Source organism: Nocardiopsis mangrovi, from assembly GCF_042653925.1.
Lineage (GTDB): Bacteria > Actinomycetota > Actinomycetes > Streptosporangiales > Streptosporangiaceae > Nocardiopsis_B > Nocardiopsis_B mangrovi.
In genome coordinates this window covers 59322-76887 of record NZ_JBHSFQ010000020.1, presented here as the reverse complement: position 1 = coordinate 76887, position 17566 = coordinate 59322, and the positions used below count along the sequence as shown (strand labels likewise).

The 17566-nt window shown below is 70.6% G+C and carries 19 protein-coding genes and 1 tRNA gene; 10 read left to right on the top strand and 10 right to left on the bottom strand.

Annotated elements, in window-relative coordinates; all coding sequences use genetic code 11:
- Window positions 1-3: 3 nt before the first annotated feature.
- On the top strand, window positions 4-1164 hold the full coding sequence (locus ACFO4E_RS19555; RefSeq protein ID WP_378576851.1) for a DgaE family pyridoxal phosphate-dependent ammonia lyase: 1161 nt from the start codon (window positions 4-6) through the stop codon (window positions 1162-1164).
- A 509-nt stretch (window positions 1165-1673) separates the two neighbouring features.
- Here the strand turns inward: ACFO4E_RS19555 and ACFO4E_RS19550 are convergent.
- A complete protein-coding gene (locus tag ACFO4E_RS19550; RefSeq protein WP_378576849.1) occupies window positions 1674-2120 on the bottom strand; it encodes an NUDIX hydrolase in 447 nt (148 codons plus the stop codon).
- A gap of 30 nt (window positions 2121-2150) precedes the next feature.
- Here ACFO4E_RS19550 and ACFO4E_RS19545 point away from each other — a divergent pair, with 30 nt between their 5' ends.
- The 3 genes from ACFO4E_RS19545 to ACFO4E_RS19535 all read left to right on the top strand — a co-directional run bounded on the left by ACFO4E_RS19545 (window position 2151) and on the right by ACFO4E_RS19535 (window position 3983).
- Window positions 2151-2930, top strand: a complete 780-nt coding sequence (locus ACFO4E_RS19545) for a GntR family transcriptional regulator (protein WP_378576847.1) — start codon at window positions 2151-2153, stop codon at window positions 2928-2930.
- 373 nt (window positions 2931-3303) lie between these two features.
- Window positions 3304-3591: a hypothetical protein gene (locus ACFO4E_RS19540; RefSeq protein WP_378576845.1), complete on the top strand. Its 288-nt coding sequence runs from the start codon at window positions 3304-3306 to the stop codon at window positions 3589-3591.
- Between the two features lie 143 nt (window positions 3592-3734).
- Window positions 3735-3983, top strand: coding sequence for a hypothetical protein (locus tag ACFO4E_RS19535; protein WP_378576844.1), 249 nt, complete (start codon window positions 3735-3737; stop codon window positions 3981-3983).
- Between the two features lie 43 nt (window positions 3984-4026).
- On the opposite strand, the gene ACFO4E_RS19530 is transcribed toward ACFO4E_RS19535, so the two are convergent.
- Window positions 4027-4115, bottom strand: a tRNA-Ser gene (locus tag ACFO4E_RS19530).
- 271 nt (window positions 4116-4386) lie between these two features.
- A complete protein-coding gene (locus tag ACFO4E_RS19525) occupies window positions 4387-4545 on the bottom strand; it encodes a glycine zipper domain-containing protein (RefSeq protein ID WP_378576842.1) in 159 nt (52 codons plus the stop codon).
- Between the two features lie 236 nt (window positions 4546-4781).
- Between ACFO4E_RS19525 and ACFO4E_RS19520 the strand changes: the two genes are divergently transcribed.
- Together ACFO4E_RS19520 and dnaN are read left to right on the top strand one after the other, a co-directional pair.
- Window positions 4782-5249 (top strand): DUF4442 domain-containing protein, encoded by a 468-nt coding sequence (locus tag ACFO4E_RS19520; RefSeq protein ID WP_378576840.1) that lies wholly within the window; start codon window positions 4782-4784, stop codon window positions 5247-5249.
- 147 nt (window positions 5250-5396) lie between these two features.
- Window positions 5397-6542: a DNA polymerase III subunit beta gene (gene dnaN / locus ACFO4E_RS19515; RefSeq protein WP_378576838.1), complete on the top strand. Its 1146-nt coding sequence runs from the start codon at window positions 5397-5399 to the stop codon at window positions 6540-6542.
- A gap of 4 nt (window positions 6543-6546) precedes the next feature.
- Here the strand turns inward: dnaN and ACFO4E_RS19510 are convergent, their stop codons facing one another.
- The 4 genes from ACFO4E_RS19510 to ACFO4E_RS19495 all read right to left on the bottom strand — a co-directional run bounded on the left by ACFO4E_RS19510 (window position 6547) and on the right by ACFO4E_RS19495 (window position 9737).
- Complete coding sequence (locus ACFO4E_RS19510; RefSeq protein ID WP_378576837.1) at window positions 6547-6975, bottom strand: PPOX class F420-dependent oxidoreductase; 429 nt, start codon at window positions 6973-6975, stop codon at window positions 6547-6549.
- A 301-nt stretch (window positions 6976-7276) separates the two neighbouring features.
- Window positions 7277-8086, bottom strand: a complete 810-nt coding sequence (locus ACFO4E_RS19505) for a DUF2786 domain-containing protein (protein ID WP_378576934.1) — start codon at window positions 8084-8086, stop codon at window positions 7277-7279.
- 86 nt (window positions 8087-8172) lie between these two features.
- Window positions 8173-8604: a hypothetical protein gene (locus tag ACFO4E_RS19500; protein ID WP_378576835.1), complete on the bottom strand. Its 432-nt coding sequence runs from the start codon at window positions 8602-8604 to the stop codon at window positions 8173-8175.
- Window positions 8605-8843: 239 nt separating this feature from the next.
- Window positions 8844-9737: an NUDIX hydrolase gene (locus ACFO4E_RS19495; protein WP_378576833.1), complete on the bottom strand. Its 894-nt coding sequence runs from the start codon at window positions 9735-9737 to the stop codon at window positions 8844-8846.
- 164 nt (window positions 9738-9901) lie between these two features.
- On the opposite strand from ACFO4E_RS19495, the gene ACFO4E_RS19490 reads away from it, so the two are divergent.
- The gene (locus tag ACFO4E_RS19490; protein WP_378576831.1) at window positions 9902-11185 is read left to right on the top strand and encodes a hypothetical protein; all 1284 of its coding nucleotides are present in this window, start codon (window positions 9902-9904) and stop codon (window positions 11183-11185) included.
- A gap of 42 nt (window positions 11186-11227) precedes the next feature.
- Here ACFO4E_RS19490 and ACFO4E_RS19485 read toward each other — a convergent pair whose 3' ends face one another.
- The 3 genes from ACFO4E_RS19485 to ACFO4E_RS19475 all read right to left on the bottom strand — a co-directional run bounded on the left by ACFO4E_RS19485 (window position 11228) and on the right by ACFO4E_RS19475 (window position 13483).
- A complete protein-coding gene (locus ACFO4E_RS19485; RefSeq protein ID WP_378576830.1) occupies window positions 11228-11755 on the bottom strand; it encodes a hypothetical protein in 528 nt (175 codons plus the stop codon).
- A gap of 398 nt (window positions 11756-12153) precedes the next feature.
- Complete coding sequence (locus ACFO4E_RS19480; protein ID WP_378576828.1) at window positions 12154-12771, bottom strand: DUF4352 domain-containing protein; 618 nt, start codon at window positions 12769-12771, stop codon at window positions 12154-12156.
- 4 nt (window positions 12772-12775) lie between these two features.
- Window positions 12776-13483 (bottom strand): hypothetical protein, encoded by a 708-nt coding sequence (locus ACFO4E_RS19475; protein ID WP_378576826.1) that lies wholly within the window; start codon window positions 13481-13483, stop codon window positions 12776-12778.
- Between the two features lie 394 nt (window positions 13484-13877).
- Here ACFO4E_RS19475 and ACFO4E_RS19470 point away from each other — a divergent pair, with 394 nt between their 5' ends.
- The 3 genes from ACFO4E_RS19470 (at window position 13878) to ACFO4E_RS19460 (ending at window position 17522) form a co-directional block, all read left to right on the top strand.
- Window positions 13878-14072, top strand: coding sequence for a hypothetical protein (locus ACFO4E_RS19470; protein ID WP_378576824.1), 195 nt, complete (start codon window positions 13878-13880; stop codon window positions 14070-14072).
- 39 nt (window positions 14073-14111) lie between these two features.
- On the top strand, window positions 14112-14339 hold the full coding sequence (locus ACFO4E_RS19465; RefSeq protein WP_378576823.1) for a hypothetical protein: 228 nt from the start codon (window positions 14112-14114) through the stop codon (window positions 14337-14339).
- Window positions 14340-14465: 126 nt separating this feature from the next.
- Window positions 14466-17522, top strand: coding sequence for an AfsR/SARP family transcriptional regulator (locus ACFO4E_RS19460; protein WP_378576821.1), 3057 nt, complete (start codon window positions 14466-14468; stop codon window positions 17520-17522).
- Window positions 17523-17566: the final 44 nt, after the last annotated feature.

Sequence of the window (17566 nt, the reverse complement as noted above, 5' to 3'; positions counted from 1 at the left end):
CGCATGCCCGACACCACCCACCAAGAGGACGTCTACCGGCGGCTCGGCGTGGCCACCGTCATCAACGCCAGCGGCATGATGACCGCGCTCGGCGGCAGCCTGCCGAGCCCCCGCGTGAGCGCCGCCATGGCGGAGGCGGCGGGCGCGCACGTGCGGATCGACGACCTGATGGCGGCGGCCGGGCGCCGTATCGCCGCGGCCACGGGCACCGAGGCCGGCTGCCCCACCAGCGGGGCGGCGGCGGGGATCGCCATCAGCGCGGCCGCGGTCATCGCGGGCACCTCGCTGCCGGCCGTCGAACGGCTGCCCGACACGGGCGGGCTGCCCGACGAGATCGTGCTGCCGCTGGGCCACGCGGTGCACTTCGGCGCGCCGGTCACCCAGATGGTGCGCCTCGGGGGCGGCCGCCCCGTGGTGGTGGGCAGCGCCAACACGGTGACCGCCGACCACTTGGAGGGCGCGATCGGGGCGCGTACCGCGGCGCTGCTCTACGTGCAGTCCCACCATGCGGTGCGGAAGGGGATGCCGCCCCTGGCCGAGTTCGCCGCCGTGGCCCGGCGCAACGGGGTGCCGCTCATCATCGACGCCGCGGCGGAGGAGGACCTGCGCGCCTACGCGGCGGCAGGCGGCGACCTGGTCGTCTACAGCGGAGGCAAGGCGGTTGGCGGCCCGGCGTCGGGCTTCATCTGCGGCCGCAGCGACCTCGTGGCGGCGTGCCGCATGCAGTACCAGGGCGTGGCCCGGGCGATGAAGGTCGGCAAGGAGACCATCGCCGGCCTGGTCGCCGCCCTGGAGGCGTACACGGGGGTCGGCCGATCGGACGACGCGGACGGCCCGGCGCAGGCGGCCGATCAGCGGACGCGCATGGAGGAGCTGCGTGACGGGGTCGCCGCGATCCCGGGCCTGCGCGCGGCCGTGGTCCCCGACGAGGCGGGCCGCGCGATCGTCCGCTGCGAGATCAGGGTCGATCCGGCCGCGACGGGCCTCAGCGCCGAGGACGTGGTGGCCCGGCTGGCAGCCGGCGACCCCGCCATCGTGGTCCGCGGCCACCGCGCGGCAGAGGGCGTCTTCGCCGTGGACCCCCGCCCCCTCGCACCGGGAGAGGAGCACGCGGTCCTGCGACGCCTGGCAGAGATCATGACCCCACCGCAGGACCCGGCCTGAGCCCACTTGGGGCACGGGTCATCCCCGGGGGGCGTCACTGGCGGAGGGTGTGGGATTCGAACCCACGAGATCCCGTTACATCGAGCCATGATCACGAGGTGCCGGTAGACCACGAAAGCGGTCGGTGACCTGGGCGGATGCTCCTACGTCCTCCCATCGTTCCCGGCCGCTTCCTGCTGCCATGTGCACCGAATGTGCATGGGCACGTTCGCCGTCGTCGCAGGTCCAGCGTCGGCCCCACACCGCGCTCACTGCTTTGCTCAGCCACCGTCGGGCGACCACAGATGACGCGCGCCCTCCGCGCTCACGGTGGGTGGCAGTCCTCCCGGCCCCGGCGGCGGGCGACCACGGTAACGGACCGGCGCGGGTTCTGGCGCGATCGGTCCGCACCGACGCACGTCCGGTGTCGCGCCAGGTTCCGTGTCGGCACTGGGGGCGGTCGGCACGCCGGGAGCGACGGCGCGAAGCGCCGTCGCCTTGATCCCATACAGCCCAATTCGGCAGCGTTCTCAGATCAGCCGTCGTCCGTCGTGTGTCCGGACATGTGGCCGGTCGGCGTCCAAAGCGTCAAGGAGCCGGATGGCGTAGACCTCGGACATGCGCTCGGCGACCTCCTCCGGGGTGAGCCATGTGACGGCGGTCGACTCCGAAGATGGGCGCTCAATGCCGCCGGAAGGCTTGCAGCGGAAGACCAGTGCGACGATGCCGCGTGACGTGTTCTTGTAGACGCCGGTGAGTTCGTCCACCTCGACGCGGACGCCGGTCTCTTCCCAGACTTCCCGGATCACGCCGTCCTCCGGTGCCTCGGTGATCTCCAAGACGCCCCCGGGCAACTCCCACGTTCCGTTGTCCCTGCGGCGGATCGCCAGTAGCCGGCCATCTTCCCGCACGACTGCTCCGGCAACGGATACCGAGTGCAGCGGCGTTGACTGGCCGTCGCCGGTGCTGTTACTCATGTACAGGAGCATAGGAGGAACTGAAGGACCATGGCGAGCACAGCAGGGGCGAAGTCGGCGAAGCCCATGTACCTCCAGATCGCTGACGATATCGAAGCGCAGATCAAGGACGGGCGCCTCGGCCCTGCCGAAGAGATTCCGAGCGAAGCGACGCTCATGGCACGCTACGGAGTCTCGTCGGGCACGGTCCGCAAGGCGGTCGCCGAGCTTCGCACCATCGGACTGGTGAAGACGTACCAGGGCAAGGGCTCGTTCGTGACGTCCCGTCCGCCGGTCACCCGCAAGTCTTCGGACCGGTTCCGGCGCTCGCACCGCAAGGCGGGCAAGGCCGCTTACATCGCCGAGACCGAGCAAGCCGGGGTCAAGGCGACGGTCAATGTACTGTCCGTTGGGCCGGTGGCCGCTCCGGCCGAGATCGCCGAACGGCTGGCCGTTGCGGAAGGCGCCAAGGTACTCGCTCGTCGGCGCCTGTACTTCAGTGACGGGGTGGCCACAGAGGAAGCCACCTCCTACCTGCCATGGGACGTCGTACGCGACATCCCCGAGCTATTCGAAGAGAACCCCGGTGGCGGTGGCATCTATGCCAGGCTCGAGGAGCACGGTCACGAGTTCCTGGAGTACACCGAGACGGTGCGGGCTCGCCTCGCGACCAAGCAAGAGGCGACCGCGCTCGGCCTCAGCCCGGGGTCACCCGTCATCCATCTGACGCGCAACGCCGTGACCACCACCGGCCGCGTGGTCGAAGTCTGCGACACGATCATGGCCGCCGATCAATTCGTCCTGGACTACCGCATACCGGCGACGGACTGAAGGCAAGCCTCGGAGTCTTCTCGCCGGATCGCTTGACTCATGTACATGAGTGCGTCACTCTTACCTCAGACTACTTATATACATGAGTACCGATGATCGAGATATATACATAAGTGGCCGCTGATTGCCGATGACTTACCCCCGCGACGGTGGGCGCCGTCCGGGGGCGTGCTCCCAACCTGAGCAAAGCAGGTGGAACGATGACAAGACTAGCTATGCCTTCCTCCGGACAATACGGCGCTCCTCGGTCCTACGTCCGGCCGTACATCCTCGTTCACGAGCGGAGGGTGCGCGAGCGGGAAGCCGCGGAACGGGCATCCCTTGAAGCGAGCCGTCAGGCGGCCTGGGCGGCTTTCAACGCCATCGGTACGCCATGATGGCGACCGACGCTGATCCGCTGCTGGCGCTGTTGCGCCTGCACTACTCCGAGCGCTGGACCATCCGCCGCACCGAACACCTGTGGATCGCCAGCACCGCCGACCGCAACGCCGACCACGTTCCCACGCTGATCGAGCCGGACATTGAGATCTTCGTCCGCCAGCTCGAAGACCCTCCGCGTCGGGTGGGCTCCGCCTTCCGCTCTCCGCTCTCGGCGCCGTGGATCGCACAGCACCTGACCGAGCTTGGTGACGGCGTCTTCTGGGGCGACAACCGCCAGTAGGGCGGACCGAGCTGCGCGGCCGGACACCGGTAACGGCCTTCCCCCGGCCGCGCACCACACCAGGGCTCCGGTATGTGCGGATATCCATGCCGGGGCCGCTGGCCCCTGGTTTGCGCGTGTCGTCCTCTTGAAGACGGTTTGAGTTGAGCACCAAACTCGCCATCGCCGCCGGGGCGGACGCCAAGGTCGTTCATGCGGTGCTCGGGCGCAATGCCGCGATCATGACCCTCGACCGTTACGGGCACCTGTTCCCCGACCGCCGGGGCGAGGTGGCCGAAACGATGGACGCCGCACGGATCAAGGCGACCCTGCCCCGTGAAACGGCAAAGGCCGACCGTCCCGATCCATGTGCACCGAATGTGCACCGGTCCGGGGACGCCCAGCCTTCGTGAACCCTCCACAGGACCAACGACCTGCGGTGTCTTCGGGTGTGAGCGGAGGGTGTGGGATTCGAACCCACGAGATCCCGTTGAGGATCTTACGCTTTTCAAGAGCGTCGCACTCGGCCACTATGCGAACCCTCCATCGGGCCAGCCTATCGGCTGGAGCTCCAGAGTAGCGCACGGTGGTGTGCCCGGTTCAGGGTGCCGCGGGGGCGTGCGGGGTGCCGAGGCGCCGGGTGGCGGTCCAGGGGGCGGCGGGCACCCGGCGGGACCGCGGCCTGCCGCGAAGTGCGGGCCGGGTGCGGGCCGGTGCGCCGGTGGCGCCCGGCGCTCTCGGCCGCGGCCCGCGGGGACCGGCGGCGATGGCCGGTGGCCGGCCTCGCCGGCACGGTCCCGCGGGGTGGGCGGCGGGTCATCGGCGCTTCAGATCCGCGAAGCCGATGGCCAGGGCCACGCCGATGCCGGCGCCCAGTGCGATGCCGATCGCGAGGTTCTCCATGGTGAGGCCCAGTGCGACGCCGAGCGCCAGTCCCACGGCGAGGCCGCCCCCGTATACCGAACCCCTTTTCACGCCTCCCCCTCCAGGCCGGAGCGCTCCGGCCGATGCCGTCGATGGGACGCCCCGTGCGTCCATTCCGTTCCAATGATCATTGCCATCGGCCGCGTCAGGGGCGATTCGGCCGCTTATGGCCACGTCCGGACCCGGCCGACGTCGGGGCAGGTGGGCGCGCCGCGCCGATCGGCGTCCCGGCGGCGGCTCCCGCGGGGGCTGGATCGCACGTGCTACTCGTGAGTAACATGCCGTCCATGGCAACGATGAACGCCGAAACGGCGGAGCTGGTCAAGTCGGGGTTCCTCGCAGCGGTGCCGTTCGCGCGGACACTGGGCGTGGAGTTCGTCGACCTCGACCACGGGCACGCCGTGCTGCGCCTGCCCGACCGGCAGGACCACCACAACCACATCGGCGGCCCGCACGCCGGTGCCATGTTCACCCTCGCGGAATCGGCCTCGGGGGCGATCGTGCTCGCCGCCTTCGGCGACCGGCTCGACCGCGCCGTCCCCCTCGCCGTCTCGGCGGAGATCCACTACGCCAGACGGGCCATGGGCGACGTCGTCGCCGACGCCCGCCTGGGCCGCGACCCCCGCGAGGTCGTCGCCGAGCTCGACGCCGGGGCGCGCCCGGAGTTCCCCGTCGAGATCGAGCTGCGCACCGCGGACGGAACGGTCACCGGTTCCATGACGGTCGTGTGGACCCTCAAGGCCGCCCCCGCGTAGCCCCGGCGGCTGCGCGGCCCGACCCGGATACGACCGTGCCCCACCCGGATACGAGCGCGCCCGGCCCCGATACGAATGTCCCCGCCCCTGGGTACGGTTGCTGCGACCCGGGTCACCACACGCCCGGCCGGCACCACAGGAGGCTCCGTGAAGTTCCGGGTCGACCGCGATGCGTTCGCCGACGCCGTGGCGTGGACCGCGCGCGCCCTGCCCGCCCGCCCCGCCGTGCCGGTCCTCGCGGGCATGCGCCTGGACCTGCCCGGCGCCGGCTCCGCGCTCGGGCTGTCCGGCTTCGACTACGAGGTCTCCGCCCGTGCCGAGGTCGAGGTCACCGGCGGCGAGCCCGGGGCGGTGCTGGTGTCGGGGCGGCTGCTCGCCGAGATCGCGCGCAACCTGCCCGCCGCGCCCGTCGACGTCGAGTCCGACGGCACCCGCGTCCTGGTCACCTGCGGCAGCGCGCGGTTCACCCTGCTCACGCTGCCGTTGGAGGACTACCCCACCCTTCCGGACATGCCGCGCACCGCGGGGTCGCTCGCGGCCGACGCCTTCGCCACCGCGGTGCGCCAGGTGAGCCCGGCGGCCAGCCGCGACGACACCCTGCCGATGCTCACCGGGGTCAACATCGCGTTCACCGCCGAGAGCCTCACCCTCGCCGCCACCGACCGCTACCGCATCGCCGTCCGCGAACTGTGGTGGAAGCCGGAGCACGCCGACCTCTCGGCCTCGGCGCTCGTTCCCGCGCGCACCCTCCACGACACCGCGCGGTCGCTCGTCGCGAACTCCAACGTGCACATCGCGCTTTCGGCCGCCGCGGCCGCGGGCGGGTCGGCGCCCGGCGAGGGGATGATCGGGTTCGAGAACGGCGGCAGGCGCACCACCACCCGGCTCATCGACAGCGACTTCGTCGGCTACGAATCCCGCTTCCCCACCGAGTTCGAGGCGCGGGCCGAGATCGCCACCGCGCCGCTGCTCGAAGCCGTGAAGCGCGTCGCGCTCGTCGCCGACCGCAACACCCCGGTCCGGCTGTCGTTCTCGGCCGGCGAGGTCGTCCTCGAAGCCGGGTCCGGCGACGACGCCCAAGCGGCCGAGGCCATGGACGTGCGGTACGAGGGAGAGCCCATGCGGGTCTCGTTCGGCCCCGCATACCTGCTCGACGGCCTCGCGGGGGTGCAGGGCGAGACCGCGTACCTGCACTTCACCAAGCCCACCAAGCCGGTGGTGATTGCCGAGGCGCCGGCCGGGGAAGGCGCCCGGCCGGAGTTCCGCTACCTCGTGATGCCGCTGCGGTCCTGAGCCTTCAGTCGGGGCAGCCCTCCATGTTCTCGAACTCCTCGCTCTCGACCCGGGGGATCAGTTCGTAGTGCAGGGTCCGGTAGCGCAGCAGCCGCAGCGAGATCGGCACGGTCAAGCGCTGGAGCATCGGATGGCGTCTGGCGAGCAGCCGTTCGGCGTGCTGCGATCCCGGGCCTTCGAGGAGCCCGACGTCCCCCCTGATGGGACCGCCCACCGGCTCCCCGCGCAGCGTGCACGGCCGCAGGTCGGCCTGCGGGTGGTGGCGCAGCCGCTCGGCCTCGCCGGAGTCCTCCCACGTGCGGAACAGCACGCGGCCGTCGTCGATGACGATCGTGACTGGGGTGTTGACGCACGTCAGGCCGTCGCTGCGGTAGGTCGTCAACAGGGCGGTCCTATGGGCGCGAAACGGCCGGAGGAGTGTGGCTGTGGACATCGGCGTGTGCTTCCTCTCCGCGGGGAGACGCTCCACACTCCACCCTTCCCCATTAGGTGATCTGTGTCACCTTCGCCATGGGCACGGTTGCGGAAAATCGCGGGGGAAACCGCCACGGGCGGGTGACGGTGCGCCGTCTGCGAGATGTCGGCACGGCTCTGCTCGTACGCGTGGAAAATCCTCCGCCACGTGGTTTATCCACAGGCACTTCTGGCCATCATCGGGTTTCTCCGGCGTTTTCCACAGGGTTTTCCACCGATCACGAGTCCATCGGCGGCGGTGCCGCGGAACCGGTCCCCCGTTATTCCCCTTCGGGGAGCGACGACGATCCCCCGCCGCCCACCGCCGTCTCCATCCCCAGTTCCGCGCGGCGGCCCCGCAGATATCCCGCCCGGTACCCCGCACGGTGGTGCGTGCGCTCGGGCCTGGTCGGGCGAAGCTGCGGAAAACGTCGCTGGAACTCCTCGTGAACGCGATCGACATCGGCGCGCAGCACCACTTCCGCACCGCTGCGTGCCGCCTCGCCGTCGTTCCCGGATTCGGCCGTGCCGCCCGCCGCATTCGGGTCGTCGCGAAGCCGGGCACGGAATTCGCGGATCCGCTCGGCCACCGCGTATCCATAGGCGCGGATGAACGACCGGTAGAAACGGCTGCGTTCGGTGGCCAATGTGGAACGATCATAATTGCGGAGTTCCCGCAGGCCGGTGACGTGCTCGCGCGCGGTGAACCGGGCCGACGCCTCCATCTGCATGGTGATGGACGGCAGCAGCACGCGCAGGGAGTCGAGCGCGGTGACGGTGCCGACGATGATCAGCATCCGCTCGGTGTTGGCGGCCGTATTGCCGCGCACGGCCGACTGGCAGCCGTAGGCCGCGGCGATGCCGGCCAGCGCCTTCACCCGGGCCTTGCCGTGCCCCCCGACCCCCGAGACGGGGAAGTCGAGCCGGGTGACCGATTCGGCGGCCTCGCCCCGCTGGGCACGCGCATCGGCCTCGGCGATGGCGTGCCGGGTCATCAGCTCCGCGGCCTTGGCCGTGAACGCCTGGCTTTCGGCGTCGGTGACCGCGGGGTCCTCCGCCATGCGGAGGAGCCCGCGGACCCGCTCGATCATCTTCTGGCGAGCTTCGGTTGACGTCGACATAGAGCGCGTGGTCGTCCCCGTCTGAGAATTGCCCATGGTCCGATGCAACCCCGGGCTCAGGCCGACTTGTTCCCCGCGACCATGCCGATGATGCCGAGGATGACCCAGATGACGGCGGCCGAGCCCAGGCCGACCCACGCCGCACCGAACAGGCCCGCGATCGGCGCGCCCGCGAGCAGCATCATCGCGTAGGACACGACCGCGGTCGCGCCCCCGCCGAGCAGGGCGGGGGCGGCGGCGAAGCGCCACGGGTACTGCCCGGCGTAGCGCCGGGCCCGGCGGTCGCCCTTGCTGCCGAGGATGGCCACGGCGCCGCCGACCAGCGAGAAGAAGAAGATCGCGGTGGTCAGCCCGCTCGACAGCGACAGCCCGGTCAGCAGGAAGGAGGCGACACCGCTGACCGCCCCTGCTGCCAGCGCGGTGCCCCAAGGCCAGATCATCGTCGCCGAGGCGACGGGAGTGAATGCGTTGCCGCGCTCCAGCGTCATGTCTGCTCCTTTGATTCGTGAGCGGTGCGCGCCGTGCCCAAGCGGCCGACGCTTCCAGGGTGCCGCCGTGGCCGCGGGCGGCGCATCAGGGCACACCCCTGACTTACCCCTGACCCGGCCGATCGGCACCTGTCCCGGCCCGTGTCCGCACATCGCGGTCCACAGGCTGGGGACGGAACTCTGCCCGGACAACGACCGGCGGCGCGGCGAAGTGCCCGCGGGCGCGGCCGACCGCGGGATCAGACCGCGAGCAGCCCGCTCGGGCCCACCAGCCAGCCGGGGGGAACGACCTCCGGGCCGCCCGGGCGCCGCGGGCCCGCGGACACCACCAGGGTCCCGGGCTGCGTCCACGCCGCCCAGCCGGCCGCGTCCGGCCACGTGTGGGTGAGCGGGTCCGGCCCCGTATCGCCCACCGCCACCGGCTCCACACCGGGGCGGGGCAGCACACCCGCGACGGCGCCGCCGACCAGCAGCCGGATCCGCGGGAACCAGCGTTCCAGCGGCGCCAGGGAGACCGAATCGGGCAGCGCCGCGGCCGTGATCCCGTCGGCGGCCAGGGCGGCGAGGTCGTCGCGCAGCCGGACGACCGAGTCGGGCTCGGGGGACGGCGTCCCCAGAACGGCGGCGGCGTCCACCACGACCTCCAGCCGCTGCGCGAGCGCCGCGCGCAGGTCCGGCCACACCCCTCTGAACGCCGGGATCAGCGGCAGCGCCGAGACCTCGTCCAGCGGTACCCAGCGCACCTCCTGGCTCTCGCCGTCGCCGGGCGTCAGCGGGCGCGTCTCCACGACCCGCGCCAGCACGGTGTCGTACCGCCAGACCGTGAGCTCCTGCCGGTAGACGCCGATCAGCTCCAGGTCGCCGGAGTCGCCCGCGACCTCCTCGTGGAACTCGCGCATCGCCGCCTGCACGGCGGTCTCGTCGCTGTCGAGCGCACCGCCGGGGATCCCCCATGTGTCGCCCATGTGGCTCCACACCGCCCGGTGCTGCAACAGCACGTGGCCGCCCTCCGGCGGCGCGCTCGCCCCGGTCGTCCCCGCCGCGTGCAGCAGCAGGCCGGCCGCCCCGTACCTGCCCCAGCGCCGAGAGCCGTCGGGGAATTCCACCCATCCGTCGCCGTCGCCTGCGCTCATCCGATCTCCCGCCGTCGTCGCCTCCGGGAGCGCGCGGCCCCCGCCCACCGTCTCTCCGGTCCGCCGACGCACCGGATCCCGTTCGGTTCCGGCCGCCTTCGGCCACCTCTTACCCCTCCACCGCCCACCACTCCGACCTCGCACGACGCTAGGATGTGCCCGCTATGACCAGGATGGCGATCTCTGCCGGAAAGCTCCCCCTGTACTCCCTCGACCTCGCGAGGCGGTACTGGGCGCCACTGCTGTTCGTCTATGCGGTCGGCACCTTCCTGCACGACATGCTGATGCGGGGCATGGTCCGCCTCTCCGAGATCGACGCCACCGTGGCCCTCCTCGGGCTCAGTGTCTCGGTCCTGGTGACCCTCACCACCACGATCATCATGTTCCACATGCTGCGCCCCGGTCTGCCGACCGTGGACATCGAGCTCGTGGGCGCGCTCCCGCCGGAGCGCACGACCCTCGGCGCCCGCGAACGGCACGTGGTCGACGCGATCGCCATGGCCATCCTGCCGTTCCTCCTCTTCTACAGTGCCTGGGGCATGTTCGGCGAAGAGTTCCGCGTTTACAGCCAGGGACTTTTGAACGAGCGGGGCCTCGACGGCTACCTCGAATCCGGCAGCCTCAGCGCGCTCGGGCTGCCGCTGGCGATCGCGGTGGGCTCCTACCTGCTGCGCATGCTCTGCGAGACCTTCTACGTGCGCCGGGAGAACAAGGTCCTCGGTGTGCTCACCGCCCTGTTCGAGGCCAACTGGATGTTCTTCGCGGTCTTCTCGGTCGTGCAGATCACCACGACCGGCCAGGAGTGGCTCGAAGGGCGCGTGTTCTGGGTCGGGGTGCAGACCGGGGTGCTCGACGCCTTCCGCGCCCTCGGCGACCTCACCTCGCTGCCGTTCGAGACCGGCTACCTGGCGGCGCTCGACGGCGTCGCCACGGCGTGGGGCCACCTGAAGGACGGTCTGGTCGGGCCGCTGCTCTGGCTCACGATCGCCGCGGTGATCTACGGCGCCGAGGTCGAATCCAGCGAGCAGCTCTTCTCCAAGGGGACCCGGGCCGCCCGGATCGAGGAGCGGGTCGGGCGGCTCCCCGGCGCCGCCTCCGGGATCGGCCGCTTCGCCCAGCGGGGCATGCGCGAGAAGTACACGCCCTTCCTCAACGCGTTCCGCTTCATCCTGCGGGTCAGCCCGGTGTTCTACCTGTCCTTCTGCCTCTACTACGTGCTGCTGGAACTGGGCTTCGAGTGGCTGCACCGGGGGATCCTGGTGCTCGTCGGGCCCGACGACTTCCTCGGCTGGTGGTGGCCGTGGCTGACGCCGATCGACTTCGCCGTGGGCGCCCTGCACGAGCTGCTGCGGGTGTGCCTGCTCGCCGCGACGTTCGAGGTCGCGCTGCGCCGGGTGGGGGAGTCCAGCACGGGGCGCAGGGCCCGCCGCGCGAGCCGCGCGGCCTGACGCGGACCCGCCGCGGCGGCCGGGGCCGGTACCGCCGAAGGGTCAGCCCTGCTGTGAGAAGAGGACGGCGGCGGGCCGGGACTCCTGGGGGTCGGTACTGGTGGGCGACCGCACCTCGAACCGCAGCGAGTCGACGGCGTCGTCGGGTACCACGAAACTGACGACGAAGCCGGTCTCCTCCCCGGCGGGCACGGTCTCGCCGTCGGCATCGGTGCAGCCGAACCCGGTCGATCCGAGGTCCTCGGGGAGCTCCCGCGCATCGAATTCCGAGGTCGGCTCCCACGAACGGCCCTGGTCGTCGATCGCACGGAACGAGCAGGACGCCTCCAGGAGCTCGCCGGCGGTCGCGTCGCCGGGGGTCACCGCGTACACGGCGTCGACCAGCTCCAGGTCGTCGGCGAGGGGGAAGCCGCCGGTCTCGCCGACGACCGACCCGCGGAAGTCCCATTCGCTGCCGGCGAGCTCGGCGACGCTCCCCGATACGGGCACGGGGTCGGGCGGCATGGCGCCGGACTCCAGCATGTCCTGGCGGTCGAGGTACCAGGGCAGGCCCATCACGAGGGGCAGCATGACGGCGAGCCCGGCGACGTAGGGGAGCTGGAGGCGCTTCCACAGCGGCAGCGCGCGCCGGGCCCGGCGCGCGCCGCGCGGCGGTTCAGCGGGGGCGGTGCCGCGGGGCGGTCCGGGGGGTGCCGGGGGCCCGGAGGGCCGGAGGGGGCCGGGAGGGCCATAGGCGCCCGGCGGACCGTACCCGGGGCCGCCCGGGTACGGGGGCCGGGCTCCAGGGCCGCCCCGGTGCGGGGCCGGGCCCTGGGGCACCTGGGGCGGCGGGGGGTTCATGGGCCGCTGAGGGCCCGGCGGCGGTCCGTACGGCGGCCGTGCGCCGGGCGGCGCGAAGCCGGGGGGCGGGTAGCCGGGCGGGGGACCCTGGTGGCGGGGATCGCGTGGATGCATGGCCGCAGGACCTCTTAGTGCGTCTCGATCGGCGGGATCGCGGTCACGTCGTCCGCGCCGTCGATCCTGTCGGTGAGCCCGGCGCCGCTCAGGCCGAGGTCGATGTCGGCCTGAGCGGCCAGGCGCTCGTCGAGGGAGTGGCTCACGACGGCGCGCAGGGACAGCTCCGTGAGCCGCTCCTCAGGCACCTCGAACGCGAACGCCCCGGTCACGGGGCGCCCGGGCGAAAGGCTCGGGGAGGCCGAGTCGAACACGTTGCTCGACCAGGTCGTGCCGGAGTAGGCGTAGTCCTCGCCGGTGTCGAGTTCGGCGCGGACGTTGCGCATCGTGCTCCGGGTCGACTCGATGGTCGCGTCGACGACCACCCACACCCCGTTGGCCTCGATCGGTTCGGACGGGACCCCGAATTCGTCGTCGCCGCTGTCGTCGGTGATGCTGCGGGCGAACCGGACATCCCGGACCTCGATGGTGAACTGCCGCGCGTCGACGGTCGTGCCGATGCCGCCCGCGTAGCCGATGGGTTCGGACGTCGCGAGGGTCGGCGGGATGAGCGAGTGGGCCCCCATGATCAGCCCGAGGAGGATCAGGCTGAGCACGATCGTGGTCGACCGCCGTGCGAGCAGGCCCTTCACCGGGTCACCCTTCGTCCAAGGGCAGGCTGAACCGGCCGACGGTCTCGTCGCCGGGGGTCCAGCGCTCGGTCTGGTCGGTGAAGCCCTCTTCGAACGCGGCATCGGTGACCACGATGGTCGCGGACTCCTCCTCGGCGACGAGGCCCGACAGGTCCTTGGGCTCCTCGAGCAGCCAGTCGAAATCCATGGACGGGGGCTCCTCGCCCGCGAGCGCCCCGAGCGGGTTGTCGTCCTCGGGCTCGGTCCCGGCCTCGACCAGCAGCCAGCTCAGCACGACCTCTTCGGGCATGTCCGGCTGGATCTCGGAGACATAGCCGTCGGGGTGGCGGGTGAAGACGACGCTCAGCTGGGCGGTCTCGAGGCCGCCGGGGGTGAGCTCCGCGGTGACGATCCGGTTCAGGGCGCCGACGTCGAACGGACGGGTGTCCTTCGAGACGAGGTCGGCGCGGACGTCGAGGGTGGGGCCCATCGAGTCCCCCTCGGGGTTGATGGCGGCGTCGTGCACCGTGAGGGTGAGCATGTCGTTGGCCGCCTCGCCCCCGGGCTCCTCGGCGGTGGCCGCGGCGGGGGCCAGCCCGCCGGTCACCCAGAGCACGGCCGTGACCGCGCCGGCCACGGTGACGGCGACGACCGCGGTGACGGCACGCCACAGGGGGCTCTGGGGGAGGAACCCTCCCGAGCCCTCGCCGGGATCGGCCGCATGATGAGCCACAAGGGAGCAGTGTAGATGCTATGACCGGGTTCCGTGGGTTTGCGGCCTGATCAGGCCACTGATCGGCGGGGGTGGAACCGGCCGGGGCCGGCGGCCGTCGTAGCGTGAAAGGCGGTTCCGGCGCCACTTCCAGGGGCGGCGGACCCGCCGGGAGCGGCGGCTTGCGGGAGGCTTTCACTACTCACGGGTAGTTGGGCAAAACAGCCGTAAGGCGGATGAAAGCCACTCGCAAGACGGCGTTCCTAGTGTCAGTCGCGTTCAGGCGAGATCGGGACCCGCAGGAGGACGGCCTGCGGGCACCGGTCCGGCGATCCCACCCGGGCCCTGCCCCTTCCGGGACGGTCCCTGGCGGGCGCCTACGCACGGTCATCTGTGTGGATAGGACGTAGGAGACATGCTGCTTCTCACCGAGTCGAGCCGGATCGACACCGAGTTCCTGGAGATCGTCGCCCGACTGGGGGCGCAGATGCCCGTGACCGCGAAGACGACACCGTTCAGTGACGGGGACGACGCGCCCCGGCGCTATGAGGACATCGAGCCCCTGGAAGAGGAGGACGGTGTCGAGATCGGCGACGCGGAGTGGCCGTAGCCACGATGATGTGAAACATCCGTATCGAGGAGAATCCATATGGGGCAGCAGTTGACCTCGGCGTCGCTCGACCTGGACGCTGAGTTTGCGGAGATCGTCGCCGGGCTTGGGGAGCCCATCACCGGGAAGGCGACTCCCTTCACGGATCCGCTCATCGACGAGGAGTGGACCGATCAGGAGGACGGGCCGAAGGAGTCCACCCCGGAACTCGAGGCTCCCGCGGAGGAGCCCGAGCCGGTTCGGGAGCCCGAGCCCGCGCGACGGTAGTGACGATTCCGTATCCCGCACACGACGCCGTATCGCAGTGCTTTGATGGACGGGCACTGCGATGCGGCGGCGTTACATCCTTCTCTTCCCGCATGTTCCGCAAATGGCCTTGCTACAGTGCCATTTGTGGAATTTGGTGTGCTCGGCCCGATTTCGGCTTGGTCCGACGGTGAAACCATCCCCGTCGGCGGGCCGAGGCAGCGCTGTGTCCTCGGCGTCCTCCTCGTTGACCTCGGCAAAGAGGTGACCGTCGATCGCCTGATCGAATACCTCTGGGACGACAATCCGCCGCGCACCGCACGCTCGGTGATCCAGGTGCAGATTTCCCACTTGCGCCGTGCGTTTCCCGACGTCATCCAGACGACGGCCGGCGGCTACATGGCCCAGGTGCAGGCGGATCGCGTTGACCTGCACCGCTTCCGCCGGCTCGTCGCCGAGGCGCAGCGGGCCCAACGCCCCGCCGACGCCCTGCTCCTCTGGGATCGCGCGCTGTCCTGCTGGCGGGGACAGCCCTTTTCCGGGACCGGGTCCGACCAGCTCTGGTACGCCGTGAGCCAACCGCTGCTGGAGGAGCGGTGGGCGGCGATTGCGGCCTGGGCCGAATGTGCGTTCTCCCTGCTCCGATACTCGGACATCGTGACGCGGCTCACCCCGCTCGTGCGCGAGGATCCTCTGCGGGAGCGCTTGCAGTACCTGCTCATCGCCGCCCTCCACAGGAGCGGACAGCGCGCCGCCGCGCTGAACGTCTTCCACGAGACCCGGGGCTACCTCGCAAAAGAGTTGGGCGTCGACCCCAGCCCCGAGGTAATGGAGCTGTACCAGCGCATCCTGCAAGACTCGGATGTGGTTTCAGGAGAGCCACAATCGCATTTCAATGATGATTCGGTGTATTCCGATACCGAGCCCGGCGGTCCATTTTCCGAAGGATCGGCGGCGCCGGATTTCCAATCCCGGAATGACCTTCCCCGGGATATTCCGGACTTCACGGGGCGCGAGTACGATCTCCGCGAGCTGCTCCGCATCGGCGGCCAAGCAGCCGAACGGGCCGAGGTGGCCGTGATCACCGGCCCGGGGGGAGCCGGCAAGACCACGCTGGCCATCCACGCGGCGCACAAGCTCGCCGCCAACTACCCCGACGGCCAGCTCTTCATCGACCTCTACGGCTATACGGTGGACCGTGAGCCGCTGGCTGCGCTCGGCGCGCTCGGTGCCCTGCTCCGGGCGGTCGGTGCCGAGGCCGAGACCCTGCCGGAATCTTTAGAGGAGCGCTCGGCTCTGTGGCGGTCCATGATCGTCGGCAAGCGACTCCTGGTGGTGCTCGACAACGCCGTCAACTTCGCGCAGGTCAGCCCGCTTCTTCCCGCATCGCCCGGCTCCATGACACTGGTGACGACCCGCAACGACCTTCCCGGGGTGAGCGGGGCGCGCTACTTCTCCCTGGACATGCTCAGCGCCGAGACGTCTCTCCAGCTCTTCTCCACGGTGCTCGGCCCGGAGCGCGTGGAGCGCGAGCAAGAGCAGGCTCAGCAGGTCGCGCAGCTGTGTGGCGGACTGCCCCTTGCCCTGCGCATCGTCGTCGGACGGATGCTCAGCCGACCGCGCTGGACCTTCGCCCATGTCGCGCAGCGGCTCGGCGAGCAGCAGCGGCGCTTCCGGGAGCTGCGCATCGACGGGCAGAGCGTCGAAGCCGTCTTCGAGCTGTCGTATCAGAGCCTGAACACCGTGCAGCGCACCACGTTCATGCTGCTCGGCATGATGATCGGCAGCAGCATCGACCTGCATGGAGCCGCGGCGCTCCTCGGCGAGGACCCGCCCACCGCCGACGACCTCCTCCAAGAGCTCGTCAGCGTCCGCCTCCTCGACGAGTCAGGGGTCGATCTCTACCGCTTCCACGACCTGATCGGCGCATACGCGCGACAGAAGGCGCTCGCCGACATCAACTCGGCCGAGACCGAAGCCGCACGCCTTCGCCTCGCCGACCACTACCTCGACATGGCCGACCGAGCCGCCGACCTCATAGGGCCGCGGGGGCACGAATACGAGGTCTCCGCGAACGGCGCGTCCCGATACCGGAGGGAGCTGACGAGCAACAAGGAGGCGGTCTCGTGGTTCCGTCGGCATCAGGCGAACCTGGCGCCCGCCGTCGACTTCTACGCGGCGCTCGGCGACGGCGAGAAGGCATGGCAGCTCGCCGATTCCCTGTGGGGCTTCTACGCCTTGCACGGCCAGACCGAGCTGCTCGTCGCCATCCAGGAACGGGCGTTGAGCATCAGCCGCGCTCAGAAGAACGACAGGGGCAGTGCGGTCACCCTGATCGGGCTCGGCATCACACATTGCCTGGCGGGGCGGTTCGAGCTTTCACTGAAGCTACTCAACGAGGCACGCGACATCCTCAAAGTCGTCACCGACCCCCGCGGTGAAGCACGAGTCGCCGGCAATCTGGGCGTCGTATACGAGCGGATGGGTCGCTTCCACGACGCGCTGGCCTGCTTCCACCAGGTCCTCGACTACGCGTTGTCCGTCGGGGACGTCCGGCTCAGCGCCGTTCAGCGCAACAACATCGGCATGCTCTATTTGACGCTCGGAGACATTCCGAAGGTCGTCGAATACTCTGAGGCCGCGCTACAGACCGACCTTGGCGATGGGCTGCCTCGCATCGCCGCCATCTCTTTGCGGCAACTGGGCGAGGCCAGCGCACAGCAAGGGGACTTCGCGGGAGCCTTCAAGAAACTCGGGGAGGCTCTGCACTACGCGCAGATCACCGAAACTCCGCAGCAACAGATCTTCATCCACAACGCCCTGGGGGTCGCTCAGCGGGGGGCCGGTGACACGGAGGCCGCCGTCGCATCGCACACGCGTGCCCTCGAACTCAGCGAGGAGACCGCCCAGTACAGCGGCGCCGCCGAGATCCTGGTGGAGCTGGGCGTCACCCATGCACGAGCGAGAGAGCCGGGGCAGGCTCTCTTAGCACTCGAACGCGCCCGGACGCTGGCGGTGGAACGCAGCGAACGCTACATGGAGGGGCGGGCGCTGCTGGCGATCGGACAGCTGCCGCGCGGCACCGTCGACCGCGCGACGGCGATGGCCGGCCTCTCCACGGCCCTGACCATTTTCAGAGATCTGCGGGTCCCATTGACCGAAGAGGCGCAGACCGCGCTCGATCGCATCCGCGACAGCGTCTGACCGTCCCCGTCCCCGCCCCCGTTCCGCCGTCCGGGCACTCGTTG